We start from the raw sequence: 25771 nt of genomic DNA, 5'->3' as shown, positions 1-25771 counted from the left end.
AGAGGCGGCCAATTCTGCATGAAGGATCATCGGCCGCCTTGGGTCGCCTTTAATGAATAAAGCGTGCAGCGGTAAAAGTCATGCCAACTAACACCAGCATCATGCTGATAATCCAGCGTGTCTGTTGAATCATCAGATCATAAAACATGGCCTGCATGCCGCTTAGGGAAGCTTCTATTTTCACAAAGCGTTCGTCTACCTTTTCAAACTGCTTATTCACCTGTTCAAACTGGTTATCGATCCGGACCAGATGATCGTCAATCCTCAGCAGGTGTCCGTCGATGCGGGCGATGCTCTGCTCGGTTCTCCCGAGACGCACCCCCATATCTGTCACGGTTTCAGTGAGCGTGACCATCTGGTGTTCCAGCTTGCCGACTCGGAGGTGAGTATCCGTGATCACGTCGGTCAGTTGACTGACCTGCTGTTCCACCTTCCCCACACGCAAATTCAGGCCGGCAAGTTCCTCACCGGTTTTAATTCCCTGCTTTTCAATACTGTTGATCTGATTTTGCAAAAGCTTTTCCATCAGCGATTTCTCCTTGGGTGCTTCCGGCCAGGCTGGTGCGCCTGGGAAATAGAGCGTCGGGTTGACGGGCGATATATCCATTGTGCTGAGCTGATACATAGTTGGTTATCCCTCACATGCGTTTCCCTGTTCAGATATCCTTAATCTGCAACCAGTGTGCACTGTATAAATAACCACCTCAAATCAATTTATTGCTCGTTTAACACACCGATTTTAATGTATCTATGTTTGAGGTCGTTGCATTGAGCAAAGCAATAACTCCAGATAAATTAGTGTGTTACGCGTGGCGGTAACGGTGGTGAGTTACAAGAAAACAAACTTAACCGCTATAACCGACGTCGCAGCATATCCGCCCTGCATCTCGATCCCGTCGCCAGTTATTGTTGACGCCGTTTATGCCCGCAGGAAAGACGGAGTGCTGAATAAAATAATGTATTTTTATCAATGCGTTATGATTATTATGGGCAGTCAAAACACCCGGTAACGCGTTTTAACCGGCGCCAGCTACTCCCCATTCCCCCCACAAACCGTTAACGTAAAGGCTGAATCTCTCAAGGAGGCCGCTATGCGCATCACCTGCTTACACACCGCCGACAGTAATATTGCCGTTTTCGATAACGCCGCCCGCCAGCTTGGGCTTGATCATCATGAAATAACGCATCTCTCCCGGCCAGACTTACTGGCGGCGGCGGAAAGCACCGGCGGAATGACGGCGGATTTAGAACATCAAACTGCACAACTCCTGCGCAGCCTTGCCACCCATGCAGACCGTGTGCTGCTGACCTGCTCAACGCTCGGGGCTGCGGCAACGCTTGCAAACGAAAGCAGTCCGGCACCGATTTTTCGCGTGGATCAGGCGCTGGCAGAGCAGGCGATGAAAACGCCGGGAAACGTGGTGGTGCTTTGCGCGGTGGAAACCACCCTGGACACCACCCGGCGGCTGTTTGAACAGGCAGAAAGGCATCCGCTGGCGGTGCTGGAGGTCCGGCTGGTGGCGGGAGCATGGGAGAAATTTAAACAGGGAAATCTGGCGGGCTATCTGCAAACAATTGCCGCTGCCGCCGACACCGCTTACCGGCAAGGCGCTGACTGTGTGGCGCTGGCTCAGGCTTCGATGACCGGTGCGGCAGAACTGACACAGATCGGGACGCCGCTCACCGCACCGGTTTGTGGCCTGCGGGCCGCCGTGTCTCAGTAACAGGCAACAAAAAGGCGAAAATCGAAAGAGTGGCTATACTCAAGGTGAAATATCATTGGCTTAGCACATCAGGCCGGTGAAGACTAAGAGTAGATTAAGGAAAAAATATGAAAATTATTCTGTGGATTATCGCCATTATCTTTATCGTCGGCTTACTGACCCTGACAGGGGTATTTAAACTGATCTTCTGATCGGCACGTCTGAACGTTTCTGCGCACAAAAGAAAAAGTCCGGCCATTGCGCCGGACTTTTTTCATCTGATTTCTGCTCATCAACGCGCTTTGCGCGACTCAGGCTGACGCGTAAATCAGTCCTGAGCCTCTTCCACGCTCGGCTGCGACTTCTGCTGATCTTTCTGTTTACGGTAGTTTTTCGCAATCTGCGGAACAGGCACCGTTTTACCGGTTTCCATCCAGGTGCGCAGACGGTTGGCATCGGCGAAGGCGGTAAATTTCCCGAAGGCATCCATTACCACCAGCGTCACCGGTTTGCCATTGATGGTGGTGCGCATCGCCAGACAGTGCCCGGCGTCATCGGTATAACCTGTCTTGGTCAGCTGAATGCTCCAGGACGGGTTCATGATCAGATGGTTAGTATTCCGGAAAGGCAGTGCATAAGACGGATGGCTGAACACGGCGGTTTTTTCAGAGGTCGTGCTCAGTTCGCCAATCAGCGGATAGCGTTGCGAAGCCAGCAACAGGCGAGTCAGATCGCGCGCGGTGGAGACGTTGCGCGGCGATAAACCGGTTGGTTCGGCATAACGGGTATGCGTCATGCCCAGTGATTTGGCTTTGGCATTCATTGCTTTAATAAAGGCGCTGTAACCGCCCGGATAGTGAGCCGCGAGACTGGCAGCCGCGCGGTTTTCTGAAGACATCAGCGCCAGCTGAATCATCTGACGGCGAGTAATTTCACTGTTGAGTTTCACGCGGGAGAAGACGCCGCGCATTTCAGGGGTATTGCTGATATCAATATTGATGACTTCGTCGAGCGGAAGTTTCGCATCCAGCGTCACCATGGCGGTCATCAGTTTGGTCAGGGAGGCAATCGGCCTCACCTCATCCGGATTTCGCGAGTAAATCACTTCATGGCTTTTAAGATCAACCACCATGGCACTGCCTGAAGCAATTTGAACCATCGGGGCGACGGCCTGCTCGTGCTTTGCAGCGAGCGCGGCTGGGGCAGACAACATGCCTGTATTTAAGGCGAATAAGCTCAGAACCAGAAGACGGATTTTCACATGCATTGCTCTGTATTTAAGAAAGTTGTCATAAAATCATGTCGAAACAGCCGCCGAATTATAAGTTAGGCGAATAGTCTTAGCACTCGCAATTTGCAAATCTATTTGTCACAAAGTCTGTCATCCCTCCCCGCAAACCGTGGATTGGCGAGTAAGTGAACACTCGCCACAGAAGTCACAGACGTACGGGGTGAACGGTGCGGAAGGGAAAATCGGTTACAGAAGGGGATAGACCAATTTTTGCAGGCGCGGGATATTCGTCAGCTGGTTTTTTGCGTCAATGACATTCACTTCGGGTACGTATATCGCCGCAATAAAATCAATGTTAATGCCCCCCTGACTGACGGGATGGTCAATAAACGTAGGATGAACAGCCACCGCCTGATTTAACCCATACAACACAGGGAAATTCTGACCGGTTAACCCCATTGATGAATAATTTCCTGCGCTTTCCAAATAATTCTGCAAGTAATTCATACTTACGCCTTTAGAAATGGGCTGGTTCTTATAAATATTCTCGACAGAATAACCTCTTTCTCCTGACGTCAGTGAGTGATGGGCAAACCAGCCGGTGCCATCGATCTCTTCCATGCTCAGCAAAGCCCGGAAGCGCACCAGGCCGGCGAAGCTCCCGCTGTGGGATCCATGAACATAGCAGACGCCATGAGATAACATTTTCAGATACTGCGGCTGCTCATGCGTTTTAATAATTTTTAGCGGGGATATTTTTAATGGTCTTTTCACAAGTCACTCCTTTTTTATTATCAGTCCTTCGTCTGTCGCATGCTTAATAACTCAATATTTATATATAGATGATCTATTTAAATTCACCATCTGAATTTAAAACCTTAATTTACCTGAAAATAATACCATTCGAGTTTATAAAAATAACCCTTGAATATGATAAATAATTTCGCCTTTAAAAAGTCACTGCGCAAAATTACTATATTGATTATGCTTATAAACAATGCATTGGATATTCATCACTGAACGAATTACGCAGCCTGTTAATCCGGCTGCGTAATTCGCTAGCCTGTTCGTTTATTTCAATGATCAACCTGGAGAGGTCATTACAAGGTCGGTTTAGATTCAATCAGATAACCGATTTCCTGCCCGTAAGAGAGTTCAAGCGTATTGCCATCGGGGTCATCGAGAAATGCCCAGTAGCCGACCGGTGCGCCGGAATCCGTTGGCTCCTGACGCAGAACGCCCGCAGCGCGTGCCTCGGCCAGTCGGGCATCCATCGCTTCTCTCGAAGCACAGGCGACGCCGAGGTGACCGAACGGGCCGAGTCGGGTGTCGGTGTTTTCAGGGTCTTCGGCCAGCACGATGGCAAAATGGCGGGTCATGTCGCTGAGCCATGCCACGGGTCTGGCATCCGTGCCCCGCTCGCCGCGCCGGTGGATGACTTTCATGTCGGCAAACTGTTGGTAGAACCTGATGCTGGCATCAAGATCTTTCACCGCAAAAGCAATGTGACTCAAACCGATATCGTTGTTTTCCATGATACTTCTCCCTATTTAAGCGTTGCCGCGCGGAGAAGTCATGGAGTGACACTACCGGTTAATGCGTTCGGCAATGTCCTTCGACGTCTTCAGCACGCGCACTTCAGTAAATAACTCCGAGGCTTCGTCGTACTCTTTTCGCAAATATCCCAGCCACTGTTTGATGCGCGCCACGTGATACAACCCGGTATCGCCCTGCTTTTCAAGACGGGTATATTTTTGCAACAGCGTCATCACATCCGGCCATGGCATACGCGGTTCGTTGTATTTCACCATCCGGCTGAGGTTGGGAAGATTCAGCGCGCCGCGCCCCAGCATCACCGCATCGCAACCGGTGGTTTGCATACAGGCCTGAGCGCTGGCGTAATCCCAGATTTCGCCGTTGGCGATAACAGGAATACTCAGACGCTGACGAATTTCGCCGATCGCCTGCCAGTTGATACGCTCTGCTTTATAGCCGTCTTCTTTGGTGCGCCCGTGCACGGCCAGTTCGGTCGCGCCCGCCTGTTGCACCGCATCGGCGATTTCGAAGCTGCGGTCCAGAGAATCCCAACCCAGCCGCACTTTCACGGTGACCGGCAGGTGCGCGGGAACCGCTGCGCGCATGGCTTTCGCGCCCTGATAAATCAGCTCCGGATCTTTGAGCAAGGTCGCCCCGCCGCCGCTGCCGTTGACCATTTTCGACGGACAACCGCAGTTGAGATCGACGCCGTATGATCCAAGTTCGACGGCGCGCGCGGCATTTTCTGCCAGCCATTCAGGATATTGGCCGAGCAGCTGCACGCGAACCCGTGTACCGGAAGGCGTGCGGCTGTCGTGATGTAATTCGGGGCACAGACGATGGAAGACTTTGGCGGGCAGCAGTTGATCGACCACACGCACAAACTCAGTGATGCACAAATCGTAGTCGTTCACTTCGGTGAGAAGTTCACGAACCAGGGGATCAAGTACACCTTCCATCGGAGCCAGTAATACGCGCATTGCAGTTCAACCCTTAAAAATGACGCGCAAGAGTAACGCAAGGCCCGTCTTCCGGCAATTACCCCTGTGATAAATCGCGGTCAAGTTGCGTCTGCGTGGCACTCTGCACCTGCCGCGCCTTCACCGAACGCCAGGCAATCCACACGGCCAGCAAAGCGGGAACAGCGAACAGCAGGAACATCCAGAACGCGGCGCTGGATGCACCGGCATCGCCCTGATTCACCCCGGCAAAGTTCGCCACGGTGCCCGCCAGTGCGGCACCCAACGCGGCGGCGAACGACTGCACCACGGTTATCGATGCACCGGCTTTTTCGCGATCCTCTTCAGGAGCCTGTTGCAGCACGCGGGTCAGCAGATGCGGCCAGCCCAGACCGATCCCGAATCCGGCCAGCGTCAGGCCAAGCACCACACCGCTGATGTTCAGCCATGGCATCCCGAAAGCCACCGGCACCGTGAACAGCAATAACAGCAAACCGGCGGCCAGAATCAGCGGCCCCGAGATAATGGCGTTATCGGCGCGACGCCCCGTCCAGCCTGAGCTGGCCACTTCACTGAGCGTCCAGCCCGCGGCGGCGGCGGCGGTAATATACCCGGCGGCCAGCGGCGTCTGGCCGTGCAGATGTTGCAGCAAATAAGGCACGAAGAGTTCGCAGCCAAGACCGATAATCAGTAACGTCATCACCAGATATAAACCGTACAGCGGCGATGAGGTACGCAGCGCATCACGCGGTAACAACCGGACATCGGCGGTAAATTCCCGGTGACGCAGAATCAGCATCATCAGAACCGCAACCCCAAATCCGAGAAGATTAACCAGGCCGTGCGTGGACAAACTGCCGGCAGACACCACCAGCACCGCGCCCGTCAGTAACGCCAGTTGCATCAGCGGCAGCGGTTCTTGCGGTTGTTTCACCCGCTGAGATTTTGGTAAAAGCCGCCAGACCCAGAAACCGAACAACGATGTCAGCGGCAGCAGCAAACCAAATGCCCAGCGCCAGGCATGCAGCTCCGCAAAAATCCCGCCAATCGCCGGGCCCACCAGCGTGGCAATCCCCCACATCGCGGAAATCAGCGCCATCGCGCGCGGCCAGAGGGATTCCTTAAACAGGAGATTGATCATCGCGTAGGAAAGCGCGAACAGGAATCCGCCTCCGAGCCCCTGTAGCGCCCGCCCCAGCAGCAGCACCGGCATGCTCGGCGCCACCGTACAAATGGCCGCTCCGGCGATAAAAATCGCGGTGGCGGTGAGATAGCTGCCGCGTGGCCCGGCGGTGCGCATCAGCCGGGCAGATAACGCGGAGCCGAGGATCGAACACACCACATACAGCGTGGTATTCCACGCATACCACGCCAGCCCGCCGATATCCTGCACGACGGACGGTAAAATCGTGATCACGATGTAACTGTTGGTGGCGTAAAGCGCGACTCCGGCGCTCAGGGTAATGGCACTGCCCCGGTTTTCCGCGCTGAATAAATCCGACCATCCGCTCTGACTTTCCGACATTTCTCTGCATCCCTTTGGTTTGTGCTGTCCACGCATTGAAGCATGTTGTGGTTATGGTATGATTAAAACAAGAAATAACTTGGAATATGTTTTACGTAATCTAGAACCCGGCGAGGTAATATGTCAAGCAGTGACTTGGAAAATAACAATCTGGTCAGGCACAGCGTGGCTGAACGCATCCTGACGTTGCTCAAAACCCGCGGGGAATTACAGGCCAGCGACGCCGGTCATCTTTTAGGCACCAGCGGCGAAGCGGCGAGGCAGCAGTTTGTCAAACTGGCGAAAGAAGGTCTGGTGGAAGCCAAATCTGTCTCGCAGGGCGTCGGGCGTCCGGCACAGTTCTGGCAACTTACCGCACAGGGACATGCACATTTCCCCGATGCACACGCCGATCTGACTGTACAACTGTTACAGCTTATCCGCACTTCTTTGGGTGATTCTGCGCTGGATCAGTTGATCACCTCACGGGAAAACCTGACGCAGGATAATTACCAGCTGGCGATGAACGGGGCGAATTCACTGGAGGAAAGACTGCAAAGGCTGACGGAGATCCGCACCCGCGAAGGGTATATGGCGGACTGGACGCTGCAGGATGACGGCAGTTACCTGTTTGTCGAAAACCACTGTCCGATTTGTGCCGCGGCCGCGACCTGTCAGGGATTCTGCCGGGCCGAACGTGACGTATTCAGCAACGTGCTTTGCGCCAGCGTCGAACGCACCGAGCATATTTTGCAGGGTGCACGCCGTTGTGCGTATGTGATCACCCCCTGACGGCACAGGCTTAACGAAAAACAGGCAAAAAAAAACCGCCTTCATGGAAGGCGGTTTAGCATCGGACTGTCGGGGAGCGTTACTTGTTGCCGCTGCCCGCAGGACCGCTGCGACGCTGGCCTGCATGTGCAGGACGCGCACGGGCCGGACGGTTTTCACCGGAGCCACGGTTTTCAGAAGTACCGCTGCGCGCGCTGCTGCCGCCCGGACGCGGAGCGCCAGAACGTGGAGCACCGGAGCGCGGTGCGCCCGGACGCTGGCCCTGACGTGGTGCGCCACGACCGCCGCCACCACCACTGCCCTGACGACCATTGATGATCGGCTCAGCTTTGATGCTTGGGTCTGGTTCATAACCTGGCAGTGCGACACGCGGAATTTCACGCTTGAGCAGACGCTCGATGTCACGCAGCAGTTTATGTTCGTCTACGCACACCAGAGACACCGCTTCACCGGTGGCTTCTGCACGGCCTGTACGGCCGATACGGTGAACGTAATCTTCCGGTACGTTTGGCAGTTCATAGTTCACGACGTGCGGCAGCATATCGATATCCAGGCCACGTGCCGCGATATCCGTCGCAACCAGTACGCGTACTGAGCCGGCTTTGAAATCGGCCAGTGCGCGGGTACGGGCGCCCTGACTTTTGTTGCCGTGAATCGCTGCGGCAGTGATGCCGTCTTTATTCAGCTGTTCGGCCAGATGGTTAGCACCGTGTTTAGTACGGTTGAACACCAGCACCTGTTTCCAGTCGCCTTCGCCGATCATCTGTGACAGCAGTTCTCTTTTGCGTTTCTTATCAACAAAGTGAACCGTTTGATCAATTTGTTCTGACGCGGTATTACGGCGTGCCACTTCGACAGAGGCCGGGTTGGTCAGCAGTTTGCTCGCCAGCCCTTTGATCTCATCAGAGAAAGTGGCGGAGAACAGCAGGTTCTGACGCTTGGCAGGCAGTTTGGCCAGCACGCGACGGATGTCGTGAATAAAGCCCATGTCCAGCATGCGGTCGGCTTCATCGAGCACCAGAATTTCAACCTGAGATAAATCAACAGCACGCTGATGTTCCAGATCCAGTAAACGGCCCGGCGTTGCGATCAGCACATCCACACCACCGCGCAGTTTCAGCATCTGCGGGTTGATGCTCACACCACCAAATACCACCATCGAACGCAAGGTCAGGTATTTGCTGTAAGCCTGGACGTTTTCACCGATCTGTGCCGCGAGTTCACGGGTCGGGGTCAGGATCAGCGCACGAACCGGGCGACGTCCTTTGAATTGCGCATTGGTATGGCTCAGCATATTCAGCAGCGGCAGAGTAAAACCAGCGGTTTTACCGGTACCGGTCTGCGCGCTGGCCATCAGGTCACGACCCTGCAACACAACAGGAATAGCCTGACGCTGGATAGGCGTAGGTTCGCGATAGCCCTGTTCTTCAACAGCACGCAAAATTTCGGCACTTAAGCCGAGGGAATCAAATGACATATAAGGAAAAGCTCCAGTCCACTCTAACCCGAACGGGGTTCGGTGCAGTTTCAAGAGTGGATGATCAGACGAGGCAAATGAGGCATTACCACGAGGATTCGGCACAAACTGCAGTGCGCCAGTTGGGGCGATAATAGCACAGAACGCCGCTTCGCGTGAAATAATCTCCTTTTGGCTGTAACCAGTGATGTCAGTCACAGACGCAGGTGAAATTATGTGACCGGATTTTCTACCGATATATCCAGAAACTTTGATACAGGATAATCAATTATTCACCTTATCAATACGTTCCCACTTTTTGAACTCCGCAGTGGGGATTAGCTTGCTATGCTGCTGAGAGTTCCCTTTCTCTGCTTAAGGCCGCACCGCAGCACCATGGAAACCTGGAAAATAAATTTAATCTCCGTCTGGCTGGGGTGTTTTTTCACCGGCATGGCGATGAGTCAAATCCTGCCTTTTTTACCGCTTTATATCGAACAGCTGGGCGTCACTTCCCACGAATCCCTGAGTTTATGGTCGGGTCTGGTCTTTAGCGGAACCTTTCTGGTTTCGGCGATTGTCGCGCCGTTATGGGGCAGCCTTGCCGACCGCAAAGGCCGCAAGCTGATGCTGCTGCGTGCGGCGCTCGGCATGGCTATCGTGATGATGTTGCAGGGTTTCGCCACCAACGTCTGGCAGTTGTTCATCTTGCGCACGCTGATGGGGCTGACGTCCGGCTACATTCCCAACGCCATGGCGCTGGTCGCCTCGCAGGTGCCACGCGATAAAAGTGGCTGGGCGCTGGGAACACTGTCAACCGGTCAGGTTTCCGGGGTGATTATCGGCCCGTTGCTGGGCGGTTTTATGGCGGACCATCTCGGTTTGCGCACGGTGTTTTTCGTCACCAGCGGCATGCTGTTTATCAGTTTCCTAATCACGCTGTTTTTGATTAAAGAGCGCGTGGTACCGGTCACCAAAGCCAACCGGCTCAGCGGCAAAGCCGTCTTCACCACGCTGCCCTATCCGTGGCTGATTGTCAGCCTGTTCGTGACCACCATGATGATCCAGTTAGCCAACGGGTCCATCAGCCCGATCCTTACCCTGTTTATCCGCGAACTCTCCTCAGACACCAGTAATATCGCCTTTATCAGCGGCGTGATTGCCGCCGTGCCGGGCGTTTCCGCCCTGATGGCCGCACCTAAGCTCGGCAAGCTCGGCGACCGCATCGGCGCGCACCGTATTCTGATCGCCGCCCTGGTCTTTTGTTTCATTCTGTTTTGTCTGATGGCGCTGATTAATACGCCGACGCAGCTGGGCATCCTGCGTTTCATGCTGGGTTTCGGCGATGGCGCACTGATGCCCGCCGTGCAGGCGTTGCTGGTGAAATACAGCAGCGATCAGGTGACAGGCCGGATATTCGGTTACAACCAGTCGTTCATGTACCTCGGCAATGTCATAGGCCCGCTGATTGGTTCGAGCGCCTCGGCGCTGCTCGGATTCCGCTGGGTGTTTATCGTCACAGCGATTCTGGTGCTGTTTAATACGGTTCAGGTGTGGTGGAGTTTTCGGCAGGTACCGACGGGGCGGATCAGAATACCCTAACCGGGGTATCCGGGGCGGGTTGGGTCATTGGGAAAGAGGGGGACTTGTTGATTTAAAAATTTTCACCTTTCTAAAAGTGTTCAAAGCCGCCCAGGCCAAGGCCATCGGCATAAAAAAAGGGACACTTCTCAGTGTCCCTTGTCATTTCAATCAAAAACCTTAACGACGGTTGCCGAAAATACGCAGCAGCATCAGGAACAGGTTGATGAAATCCAGATACAGCGTCAACGCGCCAACGATCGAATATTTGCGGAAGTTATCGCGGTCGTCTGCGGACAGCTGCGCGCCCATATTTTTCAGCTTCTGGGTGTCATAGGCGGTCAGGCCCACGAAGATCAGCACACCGGCGTAAGAGATGATGTTGGCAAGGCCAGAGCTTTTCAGCCACATGTTCACCAGTGACGCCAGAACCAGACCAATCAGCGCCATAAACAACATGCTGCCGATACCGGTCAGGTCGCGCTTAGTCACGTAACCGTACGCACTCATCGCACCGAACATCCCGGCTGCCACGATGAAGGTGCCGAAAATCGAGTCACCGGTGTAAACCAGGAAAATACTGGAAAGCGTCAGGCCGGTCAGCGCCGAATACAGCATGAACAGGCCGGTCGCGACCGTGCCGCTCAGGCGATTCACCATGCCGGAAATCACGAAGACCAGCGCCAGCTGCGCGATGATCAGACCGAAGAAAGTAATCTGGCTTGAGAAAACAAAACTCATTATTTTTTCAGAACCGGAAGCATACCAGGCCACAAATGCGGTCAGCAGCAAACCACAGAACATCCAGCCATAGACTTGCGCCATATAAGCCTGAATGCCGGTATTCGCGCGTTCAACAATTGAACCGTTACTGCGTGGATATCGATCCATGATGATTACCCTTTTGCATGGAGGACGAAAATGAGGCTGAATCAGCCTCCCGATTTTTAAAGCGTATCACAGATAGACAGAAAAGCATGGACGGTCTGCATGCGGTTGAGGCGCGATTTACCAGCGCGCGGCAGCGTCTTTATCACTGTCACGGGCATCCACCCAGCGGTCGCCCTCTTCCGTTGCTTCACGCTTCCAGAATGGCGCACGCGTTTTCAGATGATCCATAATAAATTCAGTGGCTTCAAACGCCATACTGCGATGCGCGCTGGTCACGCCGACGAACACGATTTCATCGCCCGGAAACATCGGGCCGATGCGGTGATAAACAGACACCCGTTGCAGCGGCCAGCGGCTGCGGGCTTCGGCGACAATCTCAGCCAGCGCTTTTTCGGTCATGCCAGGGTAATGCTCCAGCGTTAACGCGCTGACGTGATTACCCAGATTGTGATTGCGCACTTTGCCGGTAAAGGTCACCACGGCGCCATCTGCGTCAGATTGCGCCAGCCAGTTGTACTCGTCGCCGACGTTAAACCGGGCTGCATCGACGATAATTTTGGTCTGATCCATCTCAGCCTCCGGTCACCGGCGGGAAGAATGCCACTTCATCACCGGCTTTCAGCGGATGCGCCATGTCAGTCAGCGTCTGATTGACCGCCACCAGCAGTTTTCCCGATTCCAGCGCCAGCGCCCAGCGGTCGTCCCGCCCGGCAAGTGACTGACGTAAATCATTCACGGTCGGAAATTCCGCCGGCAGTTGCAGCGCAGAAGTGCCGATCAGTTCGCGCACCTGAGCGAAAAATAAAATGTCGATCATAGCTCCGCCTTACCTTCTGCCTGAGTTTCCGCCTTAAAGTCCCCGGATTTGCCGCCGGTTTTTTCCAGCAGGCGGATCGGGCCGATGACCATGTCTTTCTGAACCGCTTTACACATGTCATAGATGGTCAGCGCGGCCACAGAAGCCGCCGTCAGCGCTTCCATTTCCACGCCGGTTTTACCGCTCAGGCGGCAGCGGGATTCGATGCGCACGCGGTTATGTTCCGGCTGTGCTTCCAGATTCACTTCTACTTTGGTCAGCAACAGCGGATGACACAGCGGGATCAGATCCCAGGTTTTTTTTGCCGCCTGAATGCCGGCGATACGCGCCGTGGCGAACACGTCACCTTTATGGTGATTGCCGCTGATGATCATCGCCAGCGTGCTTTCCGCCATCTCAACAAAGGCTTCCGCGCGGGCTTCGCGAACGGTTTCCGCTTTACCGGAGACATCCACCATATGGGCGTCGCCGGAAGCGTTAATGTGTGTGAGTTCTGACATGCTTATTTCTTCAAATGTGGAGTGAAATTGCACGGGCCCTGACGGGCGTCGAGCTGGGCTTCAATGATGTTATCCCAGGCAGTCTGGCAGGCGCGGGTGGAGCCCGGCATGGCGAAAATCACGGTCTGATTGGCGATGCCCGCAATGGCCCGTGACTGAATGGTCGAGGTGCCGATATCTTCGAATGACACCATGCGGAACAGCTCGCCGAAGCCTTCGATTTCGCGGTCAAACAGCGGTTTCAGCGCTTCCGGGGTGTTATTTCCGGCATTAAAACCGGTACCGCCGTTGATCAGAATCGCCTGGGTTTTTTCATCCGCAATCCATGCGGAAACCACCGCGCGGATGCTGTAAATGTTCTCTTTGACGATGTGCTGTGCGACGACGTGGTGACCGCTTTCGGTCACGGCTTCTTTCAGGTAATGCCCGGAAGTGTCTTCAGCGTCGGTGCGGCGGTCAGACACCGTCATGATCGCCACAGATAAAGGCAAAAAATCTTTACTGGCTTTGCTCATCAGTTTGCTCCTTAAACGATTAGTACCGGATTCAGCCGCCGATAAACGACAGATTCTGGGTAATGCCGGTATTGCCTTCATGCAGGAAGTGAGTCTGTTTTTTACGGCTGAGGCCGCCCTGAATGCGGTCCATCAGGTCGTCCTGCTGCATGTCGTCGGCCAGTAAATCGCGCAGCGCAATACCCTGCTCGCCGAACAGACACAAATGCAGATTGCCGGTGGCAGATACGCGCAGGCGGTTACAGCTGGCGCAGAAGTCTTTTTCATACGGCATGATCAGACCGATTTCGCCGAGGTAATCCGGGTGGCTGAAGACCTGCGCAGGGCCGTCGCTGCGGGAGCGGATCTGTAACTGCCAGCCCTGACGCACCAGTTGCTCGCGCAGCACTTCGCCGGAGACGTGGTGTTTACGGAATAAATCTCCGCCGTCGCCGGTTTCCATCAGTTCAATGAAACGCAGCTGAATCGGGCGGTTTTTTATCCAGTCGAGGAAGGTGCCGAGGCTGGCGTGATTGACATCGCGCATCAGCACGGTATTGACTTTCACCTTGCTGAAACCGGCATCAAAGGCAGCGTCAATGCCGTCCATCACCTCGCGGAATTTATCCTGGCCGGTGATCGCGTGAAACTGGCGGGCATCGAGGCTGTCAACGCTCACGTTGATGTTGGTCAGCCCGGCATCACGCCATTTGCTGATGTCACGCGCCATGCGATAACCGTTAGTGGTCACCGCAAGGGTTTTGATCGAGGGGTTTTCGCGCACGGCGCCAATGATTTCGCAGAAGTCGCGGCGCAGCGACGGTTCGCCACCGGTCAGGCGCACTTTTTCCGTTCCCAGATTAGCGAACGCGCGGCTGACCCGACGGATTTCATCGAGCGAGAGAAAACTTTTATTGCTGTGTCCGTGCGGCTTGTAACCGTCCGGCAGACAGTAGGTGCAACGAAAATTGCACACGTCGGTGATCGACAGCCGCAAGTAATAAAACTTGCGGGCAAAAGCATCAGTAAGTTGAAGCACCTTAAACACCTTTCCAAATACGGGAGATGCGGGCATTTCTGCCATGCACCCTGGTGACGTTCGTCACGGCCAGCGCACCATATTGTTTCTGTGGGAAAATCGTCAGAAAGCAACTTAGGAACAAAGGCTAGGAGTTGATTCATTGCATTCTTTGCAGAAGCCATGAACTCGGGTAACGGCGCATATTCTAACGCCGCAAAGTCCGGATCACCAAGATGGTTTTTCGTTATGTATTTTGATATATAACGTTTTTTCACTGCAAAAAGCCGCATTTTCAACGCCAAAAGCACTGGTTTTTGAATACAGTGAGACAACGGTGAAGTGATAACATCTTGTTGCAAAATTATGTAAAATCCGCAGCAGGAAACAGACTCCCTCACCCGCTTCAGAAGGAAATTATGCGCAACAGAACTTTAGCCGATCTCGACCGGGTGGTGGCATTAGGCGGAGGCCACGGGCTTGGCCGCGTGATGTCTTCGCTTTCCGCCCTTGGGCCACGCCTGACGGGCATCGTGACCACCACGGATAACGGCGGGTCGACAGGCCGTATCCGCCGCTCGGTGGGCGGTATCGCCTGGGGCGACATGCGCAATTGTCTGAATCAGCTGATCACTGAACCGAGCCTGGCATCGGCGATGTTTGAATACCGCTTCAGCGGTCAGGGCGAGCTGGACGGCCACAATCTCGGCAACCTGATGCTGCGCGCGCTGGATCATCTCACCGTGCGCCCGCTGGAAGCCATCAATCTGGTGCGCAGCCTGCTTAAAGTCGATGCGGAGCTGATCCCGATGTCAGAGCATCCGGTGGATCTGACGGCCATCGACGCCGACGGTGAAACGGTTCATGGCGAGGTGAATGTTGATAAACTCAAGCAGACACCGCGCGAATTGCGCCTTGAACCGCAGGTTCCGGCCACGCGTGAAGCATTACTGGCGATTGCCGAAGCCAATCTGATCCTGATCGGGCCGGGCAGTTTTTACACCAGTCTGATGCCGCTGTTACTGATGAACGATCTCACCTCTGCCCTGCGCCGCAGCCGTGCGCACATTGTGTATATCGGTAATCTGGGCAAAGAACTGAGCGTCGCCGCCGCATCCCTGACACTTGACGATAAACTGGAGATGATTGAGAAACGTATTGGCCGCCGCGCCGATGCCGCGATTGTCGGACCCAAAGTGCAGGTAGGCCACTGCGCCACTGAGCATCTGGTTATTCAAAGCCCGCTGGAAGCCAGCGATATTCCGTATCGCCATGATCGCGAAATGCTGCGAATGGCGCTGGAAGAAGCGCTGCAAAAGATGCAATAAAACCCAGCCCCATCAAAAACACAAAGGCCGCGCAATGCGGCCTTTGTCATATCAGAGTCATATCAGAACCGAGGGAATGCGTTACTGCCAGTCTGCGAGGATCTGCGCCGTGGTTTTCACCGTCACCGGATTGCCCGGTACCGACAGTTCCTGCCACACCTCATTGTGCTGGGCGATCAGTTGCTTCGCCGTCACGTGCGTCCGGTCGCCGGTAGTGTGGGCATCCGAAGCGACGGTAACCGCATAGCCTTTGCTGGCCGCGACTTTGATGGTGGTATCAACGCAATAATCGGTCGCGCAACCGCACACCGTAAAGCCCGTGGCCTGCAGGTCGTTGAGAACCGCCTCCAGCCCGGTGCGGTAAAACGAGTCGCAGGCTGTCTTGGTTACGGAAATCGCGTCATCCGGGTGATGCAGTTCCGGCAGCAGATCCCACAGCGCACTGCCTTCGCTCATGTCGCCTTCAGCGTGCTGGATAAAGATAACGCGACCGGCCTGGTCAATCAGACGGTTAATCTGCGCAACACGTCCGGCACGATCCATACGTTCAGAGGCAAAAACGCCATTTTGCATGTCCACGACAATCAGTACATTTTGCTCTGCCACAATCCTTCCCCCTCAAAAGAAAAACCTGAATTACTTTTTCACCAGCGGATGGTTATTCCACGGGCTGTCAGCCGCCGGGCTGGCGGTACTGACTTTAGGTTTTTGCGGCGCCTGTGCCGACAGTGGTGTGCGGCGTTTGCTGCGGGTCATGTCCGGACGCAGGTGGCCTTCGATAAAATCCAGATACAGCGTTTCGACTTCCTTGCGCGCCCAGGGGGTACGACGCAGGAATTTCAGGCTGGATTTGACACTTGGGTCGCTTTTAAAGCAGTTGATATTCACCTGCGAAGCCAGCGCCGGCCAGCCGAAGTTATCCACCAGCGTTGTCAGCAGTTTTTCCAGCGTGACGCCGTGCAACGGGTCTTTCGCCGCACCGGGGTTTTGTGGTGTATCAGTCATCAGCAAGCTCACTCAACAAAATTCAGGGCGCGCAGTCTAGCACTTTTGTTTGTTGCCGGCACTGCGCGCGGCGGAGTTTACGAAACGGCGATAAACTGTTCGCGCAGGGCATGCAGTTCGTCGCGCGTATTGGCTGCCTCTTCGAACTCCAGATTCTGGGCATGCGCATACATCTTGCTTTCCAGCTCTTTGATGCGCTGCTCCAGCGCTTTTGGCGTAAGTGACTTGAAGGTTTGCGCCGCTTCGGCATCCCGCTTGTCTTTGTTCTTTTTGGTCTTTGGCTGACCGAGTTGCAGAATGTCGGAAATCTTTTTGTTCAGGCCCATCGGCGTGATGCCGTTTTCCAGGTTGTACTGCTCCTGTTTGGCGCGGCGTCGCTCTGTTTCTTCGATAGCTTTTGCCATCGATTTGGTGATGCGGTCGCCGTACAAAATGGCTTTGCCGTTGAGGTTACGCGCTGCGCGACCAATGGTCTGGATAAGCGAGCGCTCTGAACGCAGGAAGCCTTCTTTGTCCGCATCGAGGATCGCCACCAGCGACACTTCCGGCATATCCAGCCCTTCACGCAGTAAGTTGATGCCGACCAGCACATCAAATTCGCCGAGACGCAGGTCGCGGATGATCTCCACGCGCTCCACGGTATCGATGTCAGAGTGCAGGTAACGCACCTTCTCGCCGTGTTCTTCCAGATACTCAGTCAAATCCTCCGCCATCCGTTTGGTCAGCGTAGTGACCAGCACACGCTCATTGATGGCAACACGTTTGCGAATTTCAGACAGCAGGTCATCAACCTGAGTCGTTACAGGGCGCACTTCAATCAGCGGGTCGAGCAGACCGGTCGGACGCACCACCTGTTCCACCACATCGCCACCGGATTTTTCCATCTCATAGGTGCCCGGCGTCGCCGAGACGTAGATACTTTGCGGAGCGGCGGCTTCGAATTCCTCAAAGCGCATCGGGCGGTTATCCAGCGCGGACGGCAGACGGAATCCGTATTCCACCAGAGTTTCTTTACGCGAACGGTCGCCTTTGTACATGCCGCCGATTTGCGGAATGGTGACGTGGGACTCATCGACAATCAGCAGGCCATCGGCGGGCAGATAGTCAAACAGCGTCGGTGGCGGCTCGCCCGGCCCGCGGCCAGAAAGATAGCGCGAGTAGTTTTCGATACCGGAGCAATAGCCCAGTTCATTCATCATTTCGAGATCAAACTGCGTGCGCTGGCTGATACGTTGCTCTTCCAGCAGCTTGTTGTTATCCAGCAGCACTTTACGCCGGTCGGCCAGTTCGATTTTGATGTCTTCCATCGCCTGCACGATACGCTCGCGTGGCGTCACGTAGTGCGTTTTAGGGTAGATGGTGAAACGCGGCACTTCATGCTGAACCTGACCGGTCAGCGGATCAAACAGCGACAGCCGTTCAACTTCCTGATCAAACAGCTCAATGCGCACCGCCAGATCGTCTGACTCCGCCGGGAAGACGTCAATCACTTCGCCGCGCACGCGGAAGGTACTGCGCTGAAACGCCTGGTCGTTGCGGGCGTATTGCAGTTTGGCCAGACGGCGCAGGATAGAGCGCTGATCGATAATCATGCCCTTGGTCAGATGCAGCATCATTTTGAGATACAGATCCGGATCGCCCAGACCATAAATCGCCGACACTGACGCCACCACGATCACGTCGCGACGCTCCAGCAGTGCTTTCGTGGCCGAAAGACGCATCTGCTCAATGTGTTCGTTTACCGAGGCATCTTTTTCGATAAAAGTGTCAGAGCTCGGGACATACGCCTCGGGCTGGTAGTAATCGTAGTAAGAGACAAAATATTCGACGGCGTTGTCCGGGAAGAACTCTTTCATTTCGCCGTAGAGCTGTGCGGCCAGCGTTTTGTTGGGCGCCAGCACCATCGTCGGGCGGTTCAGATCGGCGATCACATTCGCCACGGTAAAGGTTTTGCCGGAGCCGGTTACACCGAGCAGCGTCTGATGGGCCAGGCCGTTCTCCAGCCCCTCTTCGAGACGACGTATCGCGTCGGGCTGATCGCCTGATGGTTTAAATTCGGAATGCAGTTTGAACACTTTACTCATGACGGGCTACCTGACTGAAGAAGAAAACGCACAAGACCATTCTAAAAGAACAAGACCGTGGGCGGTGAATGAGTATGGAAGACTCCGCGCTTTTTGCCACTCTTGATTTTTACCGCCGCTATAATACTGTATATAAAACCAGCCTCCAATGACTATTCTTCACACAAGCCTTAACCGGTTGCCTTACCTGCACTTTTTTAGGTGATGACAATCCCTTCTTTTCACCATCAGATGACATTTATCCCCAAAATTTATCATCTGATAACTTACTGACAACAGGTTGACGAAAACTGACACAGTGAAGACGACAGAATTGTGACCGTATTGCTTTTAACTAACCTGTTGATAATAAATCACTTCATGAAAAAGCTGCGAATACGGGCAAACCGAGCGCAACCCGCGTCCCGTCTCGCCTGTAGCATCTTTTCTCACTCTCATGCACAAGGTTATCCACAGGAATAGTGGATAAGTCACAGCGCGCCGCATACAGCGGGAGTTAGTAAAAAACATCATTTAGGCATCCGGGACCCCTGAGTGGTCTTTTTTAGTTATTTTTTATCTTTTTTATCACCTTATTTATGCCTATTTTGACTGAATTTCAGGGCGTAAGTTTCTTGCAAAAACCAAAACCCCAACTCTGAAGGACGGCTGAACAAAATATGCCCCACCCTCTTGCACCAAAATCAGTGAATCGGCACTGGCAAAGTGCAGCGCTATTCTCCATATGCACTGTGAACCACATCAAAACCTGAGCAACGCTTATGAATAATCCGAAATCCCTGCCCGCTGCCGCGTTAACAGCCCGGTAACTTCTCTTTTTATTGTCACCACAAGAAACTTGGCCTGAGAGTTGCAAATTCCCTGCTGTGAGAGATTTTATGAAGCATTCCGCTGCGTAAGGTGCAAACAGTGGAATAAAAATGTCAGAAAAATGACAGTGGCCGTCAAAGTGATGTTCAGCGGAAAGCTCCGTGAGCGAGGGAGGTCTGATGTTAAGTGTAAAATCAGTTAATCAGTATTACGGTCAAAAACACATTCTCTGGGATATCAATCTCGAGCTTTATCGCGGGCAATGTACCGGGCTTATCGGCAGAAACGGCGTGGGGAAAACCACGCTGATCAACTGCATCATGGGGCATCTGCCGGTGAAAAGCGGCGCGATTTTCTGGCAATCAGCCAATGAAGAACCGCAAAGTTTGCTGAATTTGCCGGTAGAAAGCCGGGCGCAGATGGGCATTGGCTACGTGCCGCAGGGGCGGCAGATTTTTTCGCAGATGAGCGTCGATGAAAATCTGCAAATTGCCATGATGTCCAGCCGGAATAAGACGCGTCGCGTGCCTGAGCAGGTGTACGACCTGTTTCCGGTACTTAAGGAGATGGGAGCGCGCAAGGCGGGAGAGCTCGATGAGAGCCAGCAACAGCAACTGGCGATCAGCCGCGCGCTGGTTCAGCAGCCGGAACTGCTGATCCTCGACGAGCCGACCGAGCACACCAGCGCGGCGATGGCAGCGAATATGGGGAATATCATTCACCGCCTTAACCGTGATCTCGGCCTGACGCTGCTGCTGGTGGGCCATAAGCTGCCCTTTATCCGCACCGTCGCTGACCGGTTCTGTCTGGTTGATGGCGGGCGTAACGTCGCGCAGGGCACGCTGGCACAGCTCGACGATACGCTGGTCAAAGACTATCTGACCTTCTGACAGCCGGTTTTAAGGCTCAGTGTGGCCGAGGCGGGTCAGATCGAGATATTGCCCCAGATTGCCGTCAGGCCCGGTTAACAGGTACGGGATCTCGCCCAGCAGTGGCGCAGGCAGCATACGCGTAAGCGTATCGATATACGCCTGATGATGTTTCCCCGTTTCCTGTATATCGTTGGCTATCCATCCCGCAAGCTGTAAACCGCTGTGTGCGATGGCCTGCGCGGTCAGCACGGCATGGTTGATACACCCCAGGCGCATACCGACCACCAGCACGACCGGTAACTGTTCAGCCTTCACCCAGTCGGCAAAGGTGTAACTGGCGGTGAGCGGCGTAAACCAGCCGCCTGCGCCTTCCACCACCACCCAGTCTGCCAGCGGTTCGAGGTGACGCAACCCTTGCGATAACACCGCCGGATCGATCGGACGCTTTTCAAGTTCGCTGACGATGTGCGGCGAGGTCGGTTCGATAAAGGTGCACGGATTCACTTCGTCATAACGTAAACCCACAGTGCTGAACGCCTGCAGCGCCAGCGCGTCACTGTTGCGCGGTCCTTCCGGCGTCATTTCACTGCCAGAGGCCACCGGTTTGTACCCGGCGGTGGTGTGTCCGGCACGCGCTGCGGCCTGTAAAAATGCGGTAGTCGCGACGGTTTTACCGACTTCAGTGTCGGTACCGGTGATGAAGTATTTTGTCATGATTTATTCTGCTAAAAATCTGATGTGGGTTTAGCTCTCTCCCCTTCACAGGGGAGGAGTTGATCAGCGTGGGATCAGTTCTTCGACCTGCAAAATGCCGTAGACCAGCCGGTAGTTGAGGGGCAGTATGCCGTCGCGGCGAACGTAGTGTTTTTCCAGCAATTGCAGGCGCTCCCGGCCACCCAGCCCGCCGATGCGGCCATTTTTAATGTGCGTCGCGCCGATGCCTTTCAGTGAGCGCATCAGCGACATCACGTCCGGGAATTCTGCAATGTGATCGCTGAAGGTGACTTCATGGCGATACGGCGCGCAGGCCTCGGCAATTTTGTCCGGCGTGAGAAATTTGTTCACGTGACGACGTCCGTCTACTTTCATCCAGGCAGCGGCCAGCTCATTGAGCGAACCTTCCGCCAGCGTCGAAAACAGCACCAGCCCGCCGTTGCGCGTCACGCGGTGCATCTCTTCCAGCGCACGGGGCAATGCATTGCACCACTGCACGGCCAGATTGCTGAAACAGATATCGACGGAGTTATCCGCAAACGGCAGTCGCTCGATATCGCCTGGCACATACTGTTGAGCCGAATCCAGTTCCCTGGCGCGGTTTAACATGCCTTCGGAGAGATCCAGCGCAATGACATTTTGCCCCTGCGCTTTCCAGAAGCGGCTGAAATAACCGGTGCCGCAGCCTGCATCCACGACGGTATTCCCTGTCCCGTCCAGACCGTACATTTTCAGATAAGGCGCGGCGAGAGACAGCAATTCCTCCCCCACGTCACGCTGCAGTTGTGCGGCGTTTTCATAACTGATGGCGGCACGACTGAACGCGTCGGCCACCGCTTGTTTATTCACTAATTCAGTGACTGCACCCATGAAGGGACTCCAGCAAAAAATCGATATCTTCAGGCCCGTGCGCCGCCGTCAGCGTGATACGCAACCGCGCACTGCCCGGCGGTACCGTCGGTGGACGGATGGCGCTGACCCACAACCCGCGCTCGCGCAGCCTGGCGGCCAGATCCAGCGCGGGCTGATTTTCGCCCACAATAACGGGCTGGATCGCGGTCTGCGAGCCGGTCAGCTTATAAGGCAATCCGGCGGCACCTGAACGAAAACGGGCAATATTGGCGGCCAGTTTATCACGCAGGCCGTCGTCTTGCTGGATCCGCGCCAGCGATGCCTGTAACGCACACACCTGTGCGGCGGGCATTGCGGTGCTGTAAATCAGATGACGGGCGAACTGCAACAGGTAATCTGCGGTCGCATCATCACACAATACCGCCGCCCCGCTGCAGCCGAACGCTTTACCGAAGGTCACCACCAGCAGTTCCGGGCGAATGCCCTGCTGCCAGCAACTTCCCCGCCCTGCCTCGCCGATAACGCCCACCCCGTGCGCATCATCGACCATCATCCAGCTGCCGTGCGCCTGGGACAGCTTATGCAGATCTGCCAGCGGTGCGGCATCGCCGTCCATGCTGAACACGCCTTCGGTCACCACCAGCGTTTCCCCGATCACCGGTTTTTCCAGCAAGCGCTGTAAGGATCCCGGCTGATTGTGATGAAAACGACGCAGCTGCGAAGGCGCATGGGCAGCAGCTTCCAGCAAGGAAGCATGGCTGAGTTTGTCGGCCAGCACGCGATCCTCACTTTGCATCAGCGCCGCCAGAATCGCCTGGTTGGCAGCAAAACCGGAGATGAACAGCAGCGCGCGCGGATAGCCCTGCCAGGCTGCCAGCTGCTGCTCAAACTCTGCGTGCGCATCGCTGTAGCCGGTGACGTGCCCGGAACCGCCACTGCCGACGCCATATTTCGCCGCGCCCTGCTGCCAGGCGGCGATCACCTCAGCGTCCTGACTCAGCCCCAGATAATCATTACCTGAGAAGTTCAGATAGCGGCGGTCGCCCTGCGTCAGATAGCGCGCGCTGCCGCCCCGGTTTGGCTGCCGCACTCGGAAAGCGGCGGCCTGCTGACGGGCCAAAATCGCGGCGTCGATCCGCGTTTGCCAGCTCATGAATCAGACGGCAGCGTTATAAAACTGTGGCGTATCCGCATGAACCAGCTGTTCAGCCAGCGCGGCCTGCTGCTGGTTATCGCCCATCTCGGTTTCGAAGGTCTGCGGGTTCAGCCCCAGTTTGCCAAACAGAATTAAATCTTTGTCTTCCGCCGGGTTTGGCGTGGTCAGCAATTTGCAGCCATAGAAGATGGAGTTGGCACCGGCCATAAAGCACATCGCCTGCGTCTGCTCGCTCATCTGTTCACGGCCTGCGGAAAGGCGCACGTAAGATTGCGGCATCATGATGCGCGCGATAGCAATGGTACGGATAAAATCGAACGGATCGACGTCGTCGTTATCCGCCAGCGGCGTGCCTTTGACCTTCACCAGCATGTTGATCGGGACGCTTTCCGGTGGCACCGGCAGGTTCGCCAGCTGCATCAGCAAACCGGCCCGGTCTTTCACCGTTTCACCCAAACCCACAATCCCGCCGGAACAGACTTTAATGCCCGCACCGCGCACTTCCGCCAGCGTGTCCAGACGTTCCTGATAACTGCGGGTGGTGATGATGCTGCCGTAAAATTCCGGCGAGGTATCCAGGTTATGGTTGTAGAAATCGAGCCCGGCGTGCGCCAGACGTTGCGCCTGCGTGGTATTGAGCGATCCGAGCGTCATGCAGGTTTCCATCCCCATCTCTTTCACGCCCTGCACCATTTGCTCAAGGTAAGGCATATCGCGGTCGTGCGGGTTTTTCCACGCGGCGCCCATGCAGAATCGGGTGGAACCGGCGGCTTTCGCCTGACGCGCCGATTCCAGCACCTGCTCGACTTCCATCAGACGCTCTGATTCCAGCCCGGTTTTGTAACGGGAACTCTGCGGGCAATATTTACAGTCTTCCGGGCAGGCACCGGTTTTGATCGACAGCAAAGTGCTGACCTGCACCTGGCGCGGATCAAAGTGCTGACGGTGGATCTGCTGAGCTTCAAACATCAGCTCCAGAAAAGGTTTGTTAAACAGTGCCTGAGTCTTCTCAAGCGTCCATTGGGTGCGGGTGGTCATCGCGACAACTCCAAAATAAATGTTTCGTGAACGTTTTTATGGTCGGTATACTGTCAACCATTCTCGATTCGTTTTAGTTTACGGTCAACGATAATTATATTTTTTAGTTTACAACTTATTCACCGCAGGACTCTTTTATGAACCCCGCCGATCTCGAGTTCGACCAGCGCCACATCTGGCATCCTTATACGTCTATGACCAAACCGCTGCCTGCCTATCCGGTCGAATCTGCCTCGGGCGTCATGTTGCATCTCGCCGATGGCCGCGAGCTGGTGGACGGCATGTCGTCCTGGTGGGCGGCGATCCACGGTTATAATCACCCGCAGCTGAATCAGGCGGCGATCGAACAAATCGGCAAAATGTCCCACGTGATGTTTGGCGGGATCACCCATCCTTCGGCGGTGGCGCTGTCGCGCCGCCTGGTTGAGATGACTCCGGCCGGGCTGGAATGCGTGTTTCTGGCGGATTCCGGTTCTGTGGCGGTCGAAGTGGCGCTGAAAATGGCGATGCAATACTGGCAGGCGCGCGGTGAAAAACGCCAGACCTTGCTGACGCTGCGTAACGGCTATCATGGCGATACGTTTGGCGCGATGTCAGTGTGCGATCCGCAAAATTCGATGCACAGTTTGTATCAGGGATACCTGCCGCAGCATCTGTTTGCCGATGCGCCACAAAGCCGTTTTGGCGGGGAGTGGGACGAGGCGGATATCGCACCGTTCGCCAGAATGCTGCAAGAGAGTCACCGCAAGATCGCGGCGGTCATTTTAGAGCCGGTGGTACAGGGCGCAGGCGGGATGCGGATTTATCATCCTCTGTATCTCAAACGCGTGCGCCACTTGTGCGATGAATACGGCGTGCTGCTGATTGCCGATGAAATCGCTACCGGATTTGGCCGCACCGGCAAGCTGTTTGCCTGCGATCACGCGGGGATTTCGCCGGACATTTTGTGTCTCGGCAAAGCCCTGACCGGCGGTTACATGACGCTTTCCGCCACGCTGACGACCCGTCATGTGGCCGAGGTGATCAGTAACGGCGAGGCCGGATGCTTTATGCATGGCCCGACGTTTATGGGCAACCCGCTGGCCTGCGCGGTCGCCAATGCGAGCCTGCACTTGTTGTCGGAAAACCGCTGGCAGGCGCAGGTATTCAGCATTGAAAAACAACTGAGTGCCGAATTGCAGCCGCTGGCTGAACACCCGGCGGTGGCGGATGTGCGCGTACTTGGCGCGATCGGCGTCGTGGAGATGCATCAGCCGGTGAACATGGCGCAGTTGCAAAAACACTTCGTGGCCGAAGGCGTGTGGATCCGTCCGTTTGGCAAACTGATTTATCTGATGCCGCCTTACATCATCTCATCCGCCGAACTGACCCGGCTTACCGGCGCGATTGCCGGTGCGCTGGCGGCGCTGTATTAACGCCTGCGAAAGCAA

At 55.1% G+C, this 25771-nt stretch carries 26 protein-coding genes and 1 riboswitch; of the genes, 6 read left to right on the top strand and 20 right to left on the bottom strand.

All coding sequences use genetic code 11. The features are described 5' to 3' along the window. Nucleotides 1-49: 49 nt before the first annotated feature. Complete coding sequence (locus ABSH60_RS16115; protein WP_136377417.1) at nt 50-625, bottom strand: hypothetical protein; 576 nt, start codon at nt 623-625, stop codon at nt 50-52. A gap of 466 nt (nt 626-1091) precedes the next feature. On the opposite strand from ABSH60_RS16115, the gene ABSH60_RS16110 reads away from it, so the two are divergent. Beyond that, on the top strand, nt 1092-1724 hold the full coding sequence (locus ABSH60_RS16110; protein WP_390974761.1) for an aspartate/glutamate racemase family protein: 633 nt from the start codon (nt 1092-1094) through the stop codon (nt 1722-1724). A 307-nt stretch (nt 1725-2031) separates the two neighbouring features. Here ABSH60_RS16110 and pbpG read toward each other — a convergent pair whose 3' ends face one another. The 5 genes from pbpG to ABSH60_RS16085 form a co-directional block, all read right to left on the bottom strand. Next, nucleotides 2032-2970 (bottom strand): D-alanyl-D-alanine endopeptidase, encoded by a 939-nt coding sequence (pbpG, locus tag ABSH60_RS16105; protein WP_056778269.1) that lies wholly within the window; start codon nt 2968-2970, stop codon nt 2032-2034. Nucleotides 2971-3180: 210 nt separating this feature from the next. Beyond that, nucleotides 3181-3708 carry a hypothetical protein gene (locus tag ABSH60_RS16100; RefSeq protein WP_136377541.1) on the bottom strand — a complete coding sequence of 176 codons (528 nt, stop codon included), beginning with the start codon at nt 3706-3708 and terminating at the stop codon, nt 3181-3183. A gap of 326 nt (nt 3709-4034) precedes the next feature. Continuing rightward, nucleotides 4035-4469 (bottom strand): VOC family protein, encoded by a 435-nt coding sequence (locus ABSH60_RS16095; RefSeq protein WP_056778265.1) that lies wholly within the window; start codon nt 4467-4469, stop codon nt 4035-4037. Nucleotides 4470-4520: 51 nt separating this feature from the next. Beyond that, complete coding sequence (dusC, locus tag ABSH60_RS16090) at nt 4521-5450, bottom strand: tRNA dihydrouridine(16) synthase DusC (RefSeq protein ID WP_122095829.1); 930 nt, start codon at nt 5448-5450, stop codon at nt 4521-4523. Between the two features lie 58 nt (nt 5451-5508). Next, nucleotides 5509-6954, bottom strand: coding sequence for an MFS transporter (locus tag ABSH60_RS16085; protein ID WP_390974758.1), 1446 nt, complete (start codon nt 6952-6954; stop codon nt 5509-5511). Nucleotides 6955-7074: 120 nt separating this feature from the next. Between ABSH60_RS16085 and ABSH60_RS16080 the strand changes: the two genes are divergently transcribed. Further along, the gene (locus ABSH60_RS16080; protein WP_056778253.1) at nt 7075-7725 is read left to right on the top strand and encodes a metalloregulator ArsR/SmtB family transcription factor; all 651 of its coding nucleotides are present in this window, start codon (nt 7075-7077) and stop codon (nt 7723-7725) included. A gap of 79 nt (nt 7726-7804) precedes the next feature. On the opposite strand, the gene rhlE is transcribed toward ABSH60_RS16080, so the two are convergent. Then, nucleotides 7805-9202: an ATP-dependent RNA helicase RhlE gene (rhlE, locus tag ABSH60_RS16075; RefSeq protein WP_056778248.1), complete on the bottom strand. Its 1398-nt coding sequence runs from the start codon at nt 9200-9202 to the stop codon at nt 7805-7807. A 375-nt stretch (nt 9203-9577) separates the two neighbouring features. Here rhlE and ABSH60_RS16070 point away from each other — a divergent pair, with 375 nt between their 5' ends. Continuing rightward, entirely contained in the window at nt 9578-10783 is a 1206-nt protein-coding gene (locus ABSH60_RS16070) for a multidrug efflux MFS transporter (RefSeq protein WP_122095832.1), read from the top strand. 159 nt (nt 10784-10942) lie between these two features. On the opposite strand, the gene ABSH60_RS16065 is transcribed toward ABSH60_RS16070, so the two are convergent. From ABSH60_RS16065 to moaA, 6 genes are all read right to left on the bottom strand, one after another. Further along, complete coding sequence (locus ABSH60_RS16065; protein ID WP_056778240.1) at nt 10943-11653, bottom strand: Bax inhibitor-1/YccA family protein; 711 nt, start codon at nt 11651-11653, stop codon at nt 10943-10945. Nucleotides 11654-11770: 117 nt separating this feature from the next. After that, nucleotides 11771-12223, bottom strand: coding sequence for a molybdopterin synthase catalytic subunit MoaE (gene moaE / locus ABSH60_RS16060; protein WP_122095833.1), 453 nt, complete (start codon nt 12221-12223; stop codon nt 11771-11773). Nucleotide 12224: 1 nt separating this feature from the next. After that, nucleotides 12225-12470 carry a molybdopterin synthase sulfur carrier subunit gene (gene moaD, locus ABSH60_RS16055; protein ID WP_056778232.1) on the bottom strand — a complete coding sequence of 82 codons (246 nt, stop codon included), beginning with the start codon at nt 12468-12470 and terminating at the stop codon, nt 12225-12227. Beyond that, entirely contained in the window at nt 12467-12970 is a 504-nt protein-coding gene (gene moaC, locus ABSH60_RS16050) for a cyclic pyranopterin monophosphate synthase MoaC (protein WP_056778229.1), read from the bottom strand. Before moaC ends, moaD begins: the two co-directional genes overlap by 4 nt. Before the next feature lie 2 nt (nt 12971-12972). Next, nucleotides 12973-13485, bottom strand: coding sequence for a molybdenum cofactor biosynthesis protein B (gene moaB, locus ABSH60_RS16045; RefSeq protein ID WP_056778225.1), 513 nt, complete (start codon nt 13483-13485; stop codon nt 12973-12975). A gap of 31 nt (nt 13486-13516) precedes the next feature. Continuing rightward, nucleotides 13517-14503 (bottom strand): GTP 3',8-cyclase MoaA, encoded by a 987-nt coding sequence (moaA, locus tag ABSH60_RS16040; protein ID WP_390974753.1) that lies wholly within the window; start codon nt 14501-14503, stop codon nt 13517-13519. Then, nucleotides 14494-14649: riboswitch (molybdenum cofactor riboswitch) on the bottom strand. (Overlaps the previous gene by 10 nt.) A gap of 252 nt (nt 14650-14901) precedes the next feature. On the opposite strand from moaA, the gene yvcK reads away from it, so the two are divergent. After that, entirely contained in the window at nt 14902-15810 is a 909-nt protein-coding gene (gene yvcK / locus ABSH60_RS16035) for a uridine diphosphate-N-acetylglucosamine-binding protein YvcK (RefSeq protein ID WP_217204902.1), read from the top strand. Between the two features lie 81 nt (nt 15811-15891). Here the strand turns inward: yvcK and ABSH60_RS16030 are convergent, their stop codons facing one another. The 3 genes from ABSH60_RS16030 to uvrB form a co-directional block, all read right to left on the bottom strand. After that, nucleotides 15892-16416 carry an isochorismatase family protein gene (locus tag ABSH60_RS16030; RefSeq protein ID WP_390974750.1) on the bottom strand — a complete coding sequence of 175 codons (525 nt, stop codon included), beginning with the start codon at nt 16414-16416 and terminating at the stop codon, nt 15892-15894. Nucleotides 16417-16446: 30 nt separating this feature from the next. Next, complete coding sequence (locus ABSH60_RS16025) at nt 16447-16815, bottom strand: VF530 family DNA-binding protein (protein WP_056771793.1); 369 nt, start codon at nt 16813-16815, stop codon at nt 16447-16449. A gap of 77 nt (nt 16816-16892) precedes the next feature. After that, nucleotides 16893-18899, bottom strand: a complete 2007-nt coding sequence (gene uvrB, locus ABSH60_RS16020) for an excinuclease ABC subunit UvrB (RefSeq protein WP_390974748.1) — start codon at nt 18897-18899, stop codon at nt 16893-16895. Between the two features lie 989 nt (nt 18900-19888). Between uvrB and ABSH60_RS16015 the strand changes: the two genes are divergently transcribed. Continuing rightward, a complete protein-coding gene (locus ABSH60_RS16015; RefSeq protein WP_056771787.1) occupies nt 19889-20599 on the top strand; it encodes an ABC transporter ATP-binding protein in 711 nt (236 codons plus the stop codon). Nucleotides 20600-20608: 9 nt separating this feature from the next. Here ABSH60_RS16015 and bioD read toward each other — a convergent pair whose 3' ends face one another. The 4 genes from bioD to bioB form a co-directional block, all read right to left on the bottom strand. After that, a complete protein-coding gene (gene bioD, locus ABSH60_RS16010; RefSeq protein WP_390974746.1) occupies nt 20609-21295 on the bottom strand; it encodes a dethiobiotin synthase in 687 nt (228 codons plus the stop codon). Nucleotides 21296-21358: 63 nt separating this feature from the next. Continuing rightward, nucleotides 21359-22165, bottom strand: a complete 807-nt coding sequence (gene bioC / locus ABSH60_RS16005) for a malonyl-ACP O-methyltransferase BioC (RefSeq protein ID WP_056771782.1) — start codon at nt 22163-22165, stop codon at nt 21359-21361. Next, nucleotides 22149-23300, bottom strand: a complete 1152-nt coding sequence (bioF, locus tag ABSH60_RS16000) for an 8-amino-7-oxononanoate synthase (RefSeq protein ID WP_390974743.1) — start codon at nt 23298-23300, stop codon at nt 22149-22151. The genes bioC and bioF overlap by 17 nt, the downstream gene beginning before the upstream one ends. A gap of 3 nt (nt 23301-23303) precedes the next feature. Continuing rightward, on the bottom strand, nt 23304-24341 hold the full coding sequence (bioB, locus tag ABSH60_RS15995; protein WP_056771775.1) for a biotin synthase BioB: 1038 nt from the start codon (nt 24339-24341) through the stop codon (nt 23304-23306). Nucleotides 24342-24478: 137 nt separating this feature from the next. Here bioB and bioA point away from each other — a divergent pair, with 137 nt between their 5' ends. Beyond that, nucleotides 24479-25756, top strand: a complete 1278-nt coding sequence (gene bioA, locus ABSH60_RS15990) for an adenosylmethionine--8-amino-7-oxononanoate transaminase (protein WP_390974741.1) — start codon at nt 24479-24481, stop codon at nt 25754-25756. Nucleotides 25757-25771: the final 15 nt, after the last annotated feature.

Origin of the sequence: Rahnella sp. R3(2024) (assembly GCF_042920125.1) — a bacterium.
GTDB classification, from domain to species: Bacteria; Pseudomonadota; Gammaproteobacteria; order Enterobacterales; family Enterobacteriaceae; genus Rahnella; species Rahnella rivi.
Note: the sequence above shows the minus strand (reverse complement) of the source record. Positions and strands in the feature narration are given on the sequence as shown.

Coding starts and splice junctions, on each gene's coding strand:
- ABSH60_RS16115 (WP_136377417.1), bottom strand. CDS start 625: ATGTATCAGCTCAGCACAATGGATATATCGCCCGTCAACCCGACGCTC.
- ABSH60_RS16110 (WP_390974761.1), top strand. CDS start 1,092: ATGCGCATCACCTGCTTACACACCGCCGACAGTAATATTGCCGTTTTC.
- pbpG (WP_056778269.1), bottom strand. CDS start 2,970: ATGCATGTGAAAATCCGTCTTCTGGTTCTGAGCTTATTCGCCTTAAAT.
- ABSH60_RS16095 (WP_056778265.1), bottom strand. CDS start 4,469: ATGGAAAACAACGATATCGGTTTGAGTCACATTGCTTTTGCGGTGAAA.
- dusC (WP_122095829.1), bottom strand. CDS start 5,450: ATGCGCGTATTACTGGCTCCGATGGAAGGTGTACTTGATCCCCTGGTT.
- ABSH60_RS16085 (WP_390974758.1), bottom strand. CDS start 6,954: ATGTCGGAAAGTCAGAGCGGATGGTCGGATTTATTCAGCGCGGAAAAC.
- ABSH60_RS16080 (WP_056778253.1), top strand. CDS start 7,075: ATGTCAAGCAGTGACTTGGAAAATAACAATCTGGTCAGGCACAGCGTG.
- rhlE (WP_056778248.1), bottom strand. CDS start 9,202: ATGTCATTTGATTCCCTCGGCTTAAGTGCCGAAATTTTGCGTGCTGTT.
- ABSH60_RS16070 (WP_122095832.1), top strand. CDS start 9,578: ATGGAAACCTGGAAAATAAATTTAATCTCCGTCTGGCTGGGGTGTTTT.
- ABSH60_RS16065 (WP_056778240.1), bottom strand. CDS start 11,653: ATGGATCGATATCCACGCAGTAACGGTTCAATTGTTGAACGCGCGAAT.
- moaE (WP_122095833.1), bottom strand. CDS start 12,223: ATGGATCAGACCAAAATTATCGTCGATGCAGCCCGGTTTAACGTCGGC.
- moaD (WP_056778232.1), bottom strand. CDS start 12,470: ATGATCGACATTTTATTTTTCGCTCAGGTGCGCGAACTGATCGGCACT.
- moaC (WP_056778229.1), bottom strand. CDS start 12,970: ATGTCAGAACTCACACACATTAACGCTTCCGGCGACGCCCATATGGTG.
- moaB (WP_056778225.1), bottom strand. CDS start 13,485: ATGAGCAAAGCCAGTAAAGATTTTTTGCCTTTATCTGTGGCGATCATG.
- yvcK (WP_217204902.1), top strand. CDS start 14,902: ATGCGCAACAGAACTTTAGCCGATCTCGACCGGGTGGTGGCATTAGGC.
- ABSH60_RS16025 (WP_056771793.1), bottom strand. CDS start 16,815: ATGACTGATACACCACAAAACCCCGGTGCGGCGAAAGACCCGTTGCAC.
- uvrB (WP_390974748.1), bottom strand. CDS start 18,899: ATGAGTAAAGTGTTCAAACTGCATTCCGAATTTAAACCATCAGGCGAT.
- ABSH60_RS16015 (WP_056771787.1), top strand. CDS start 19,889: ATGTTAAGTGTAAAATCAGTTAATCAGTATTACGGTCAAAAACACATT.
- bioD (WP_390974746.1), bottom strand. CDS start 21,295: ATGACAAAATACTTCATCACCGGTACCGACACTGAAGTCGGTAAAACC.
- bioC (WP_056771782.1), bottom strand. CDS start 22,165: ATGGGTGCAGTCACTGAATTAGTGAATAAACAAGCGGTGGCCGACGCG.
- bioF (WP_390974743.1), bottom strand. CDS start 23,300: ATGAGCTGGCAAACGCGGATCGACGCCGCGATTTTGGCCCGTCAGCAG.
- bioB (WP_056771775.1), bottom strand. CDS start 24,341: ATGACCACCCGCACCCAATGGACGCTTGAGAAGACTCAGGCACTGTTT.
- bioA (WP_390974741.1), top strand. CDS start 24,479: ATGAACCCCGCCGATCTCGAGTTCGACCAGCGCCACATCTGGCATCCT.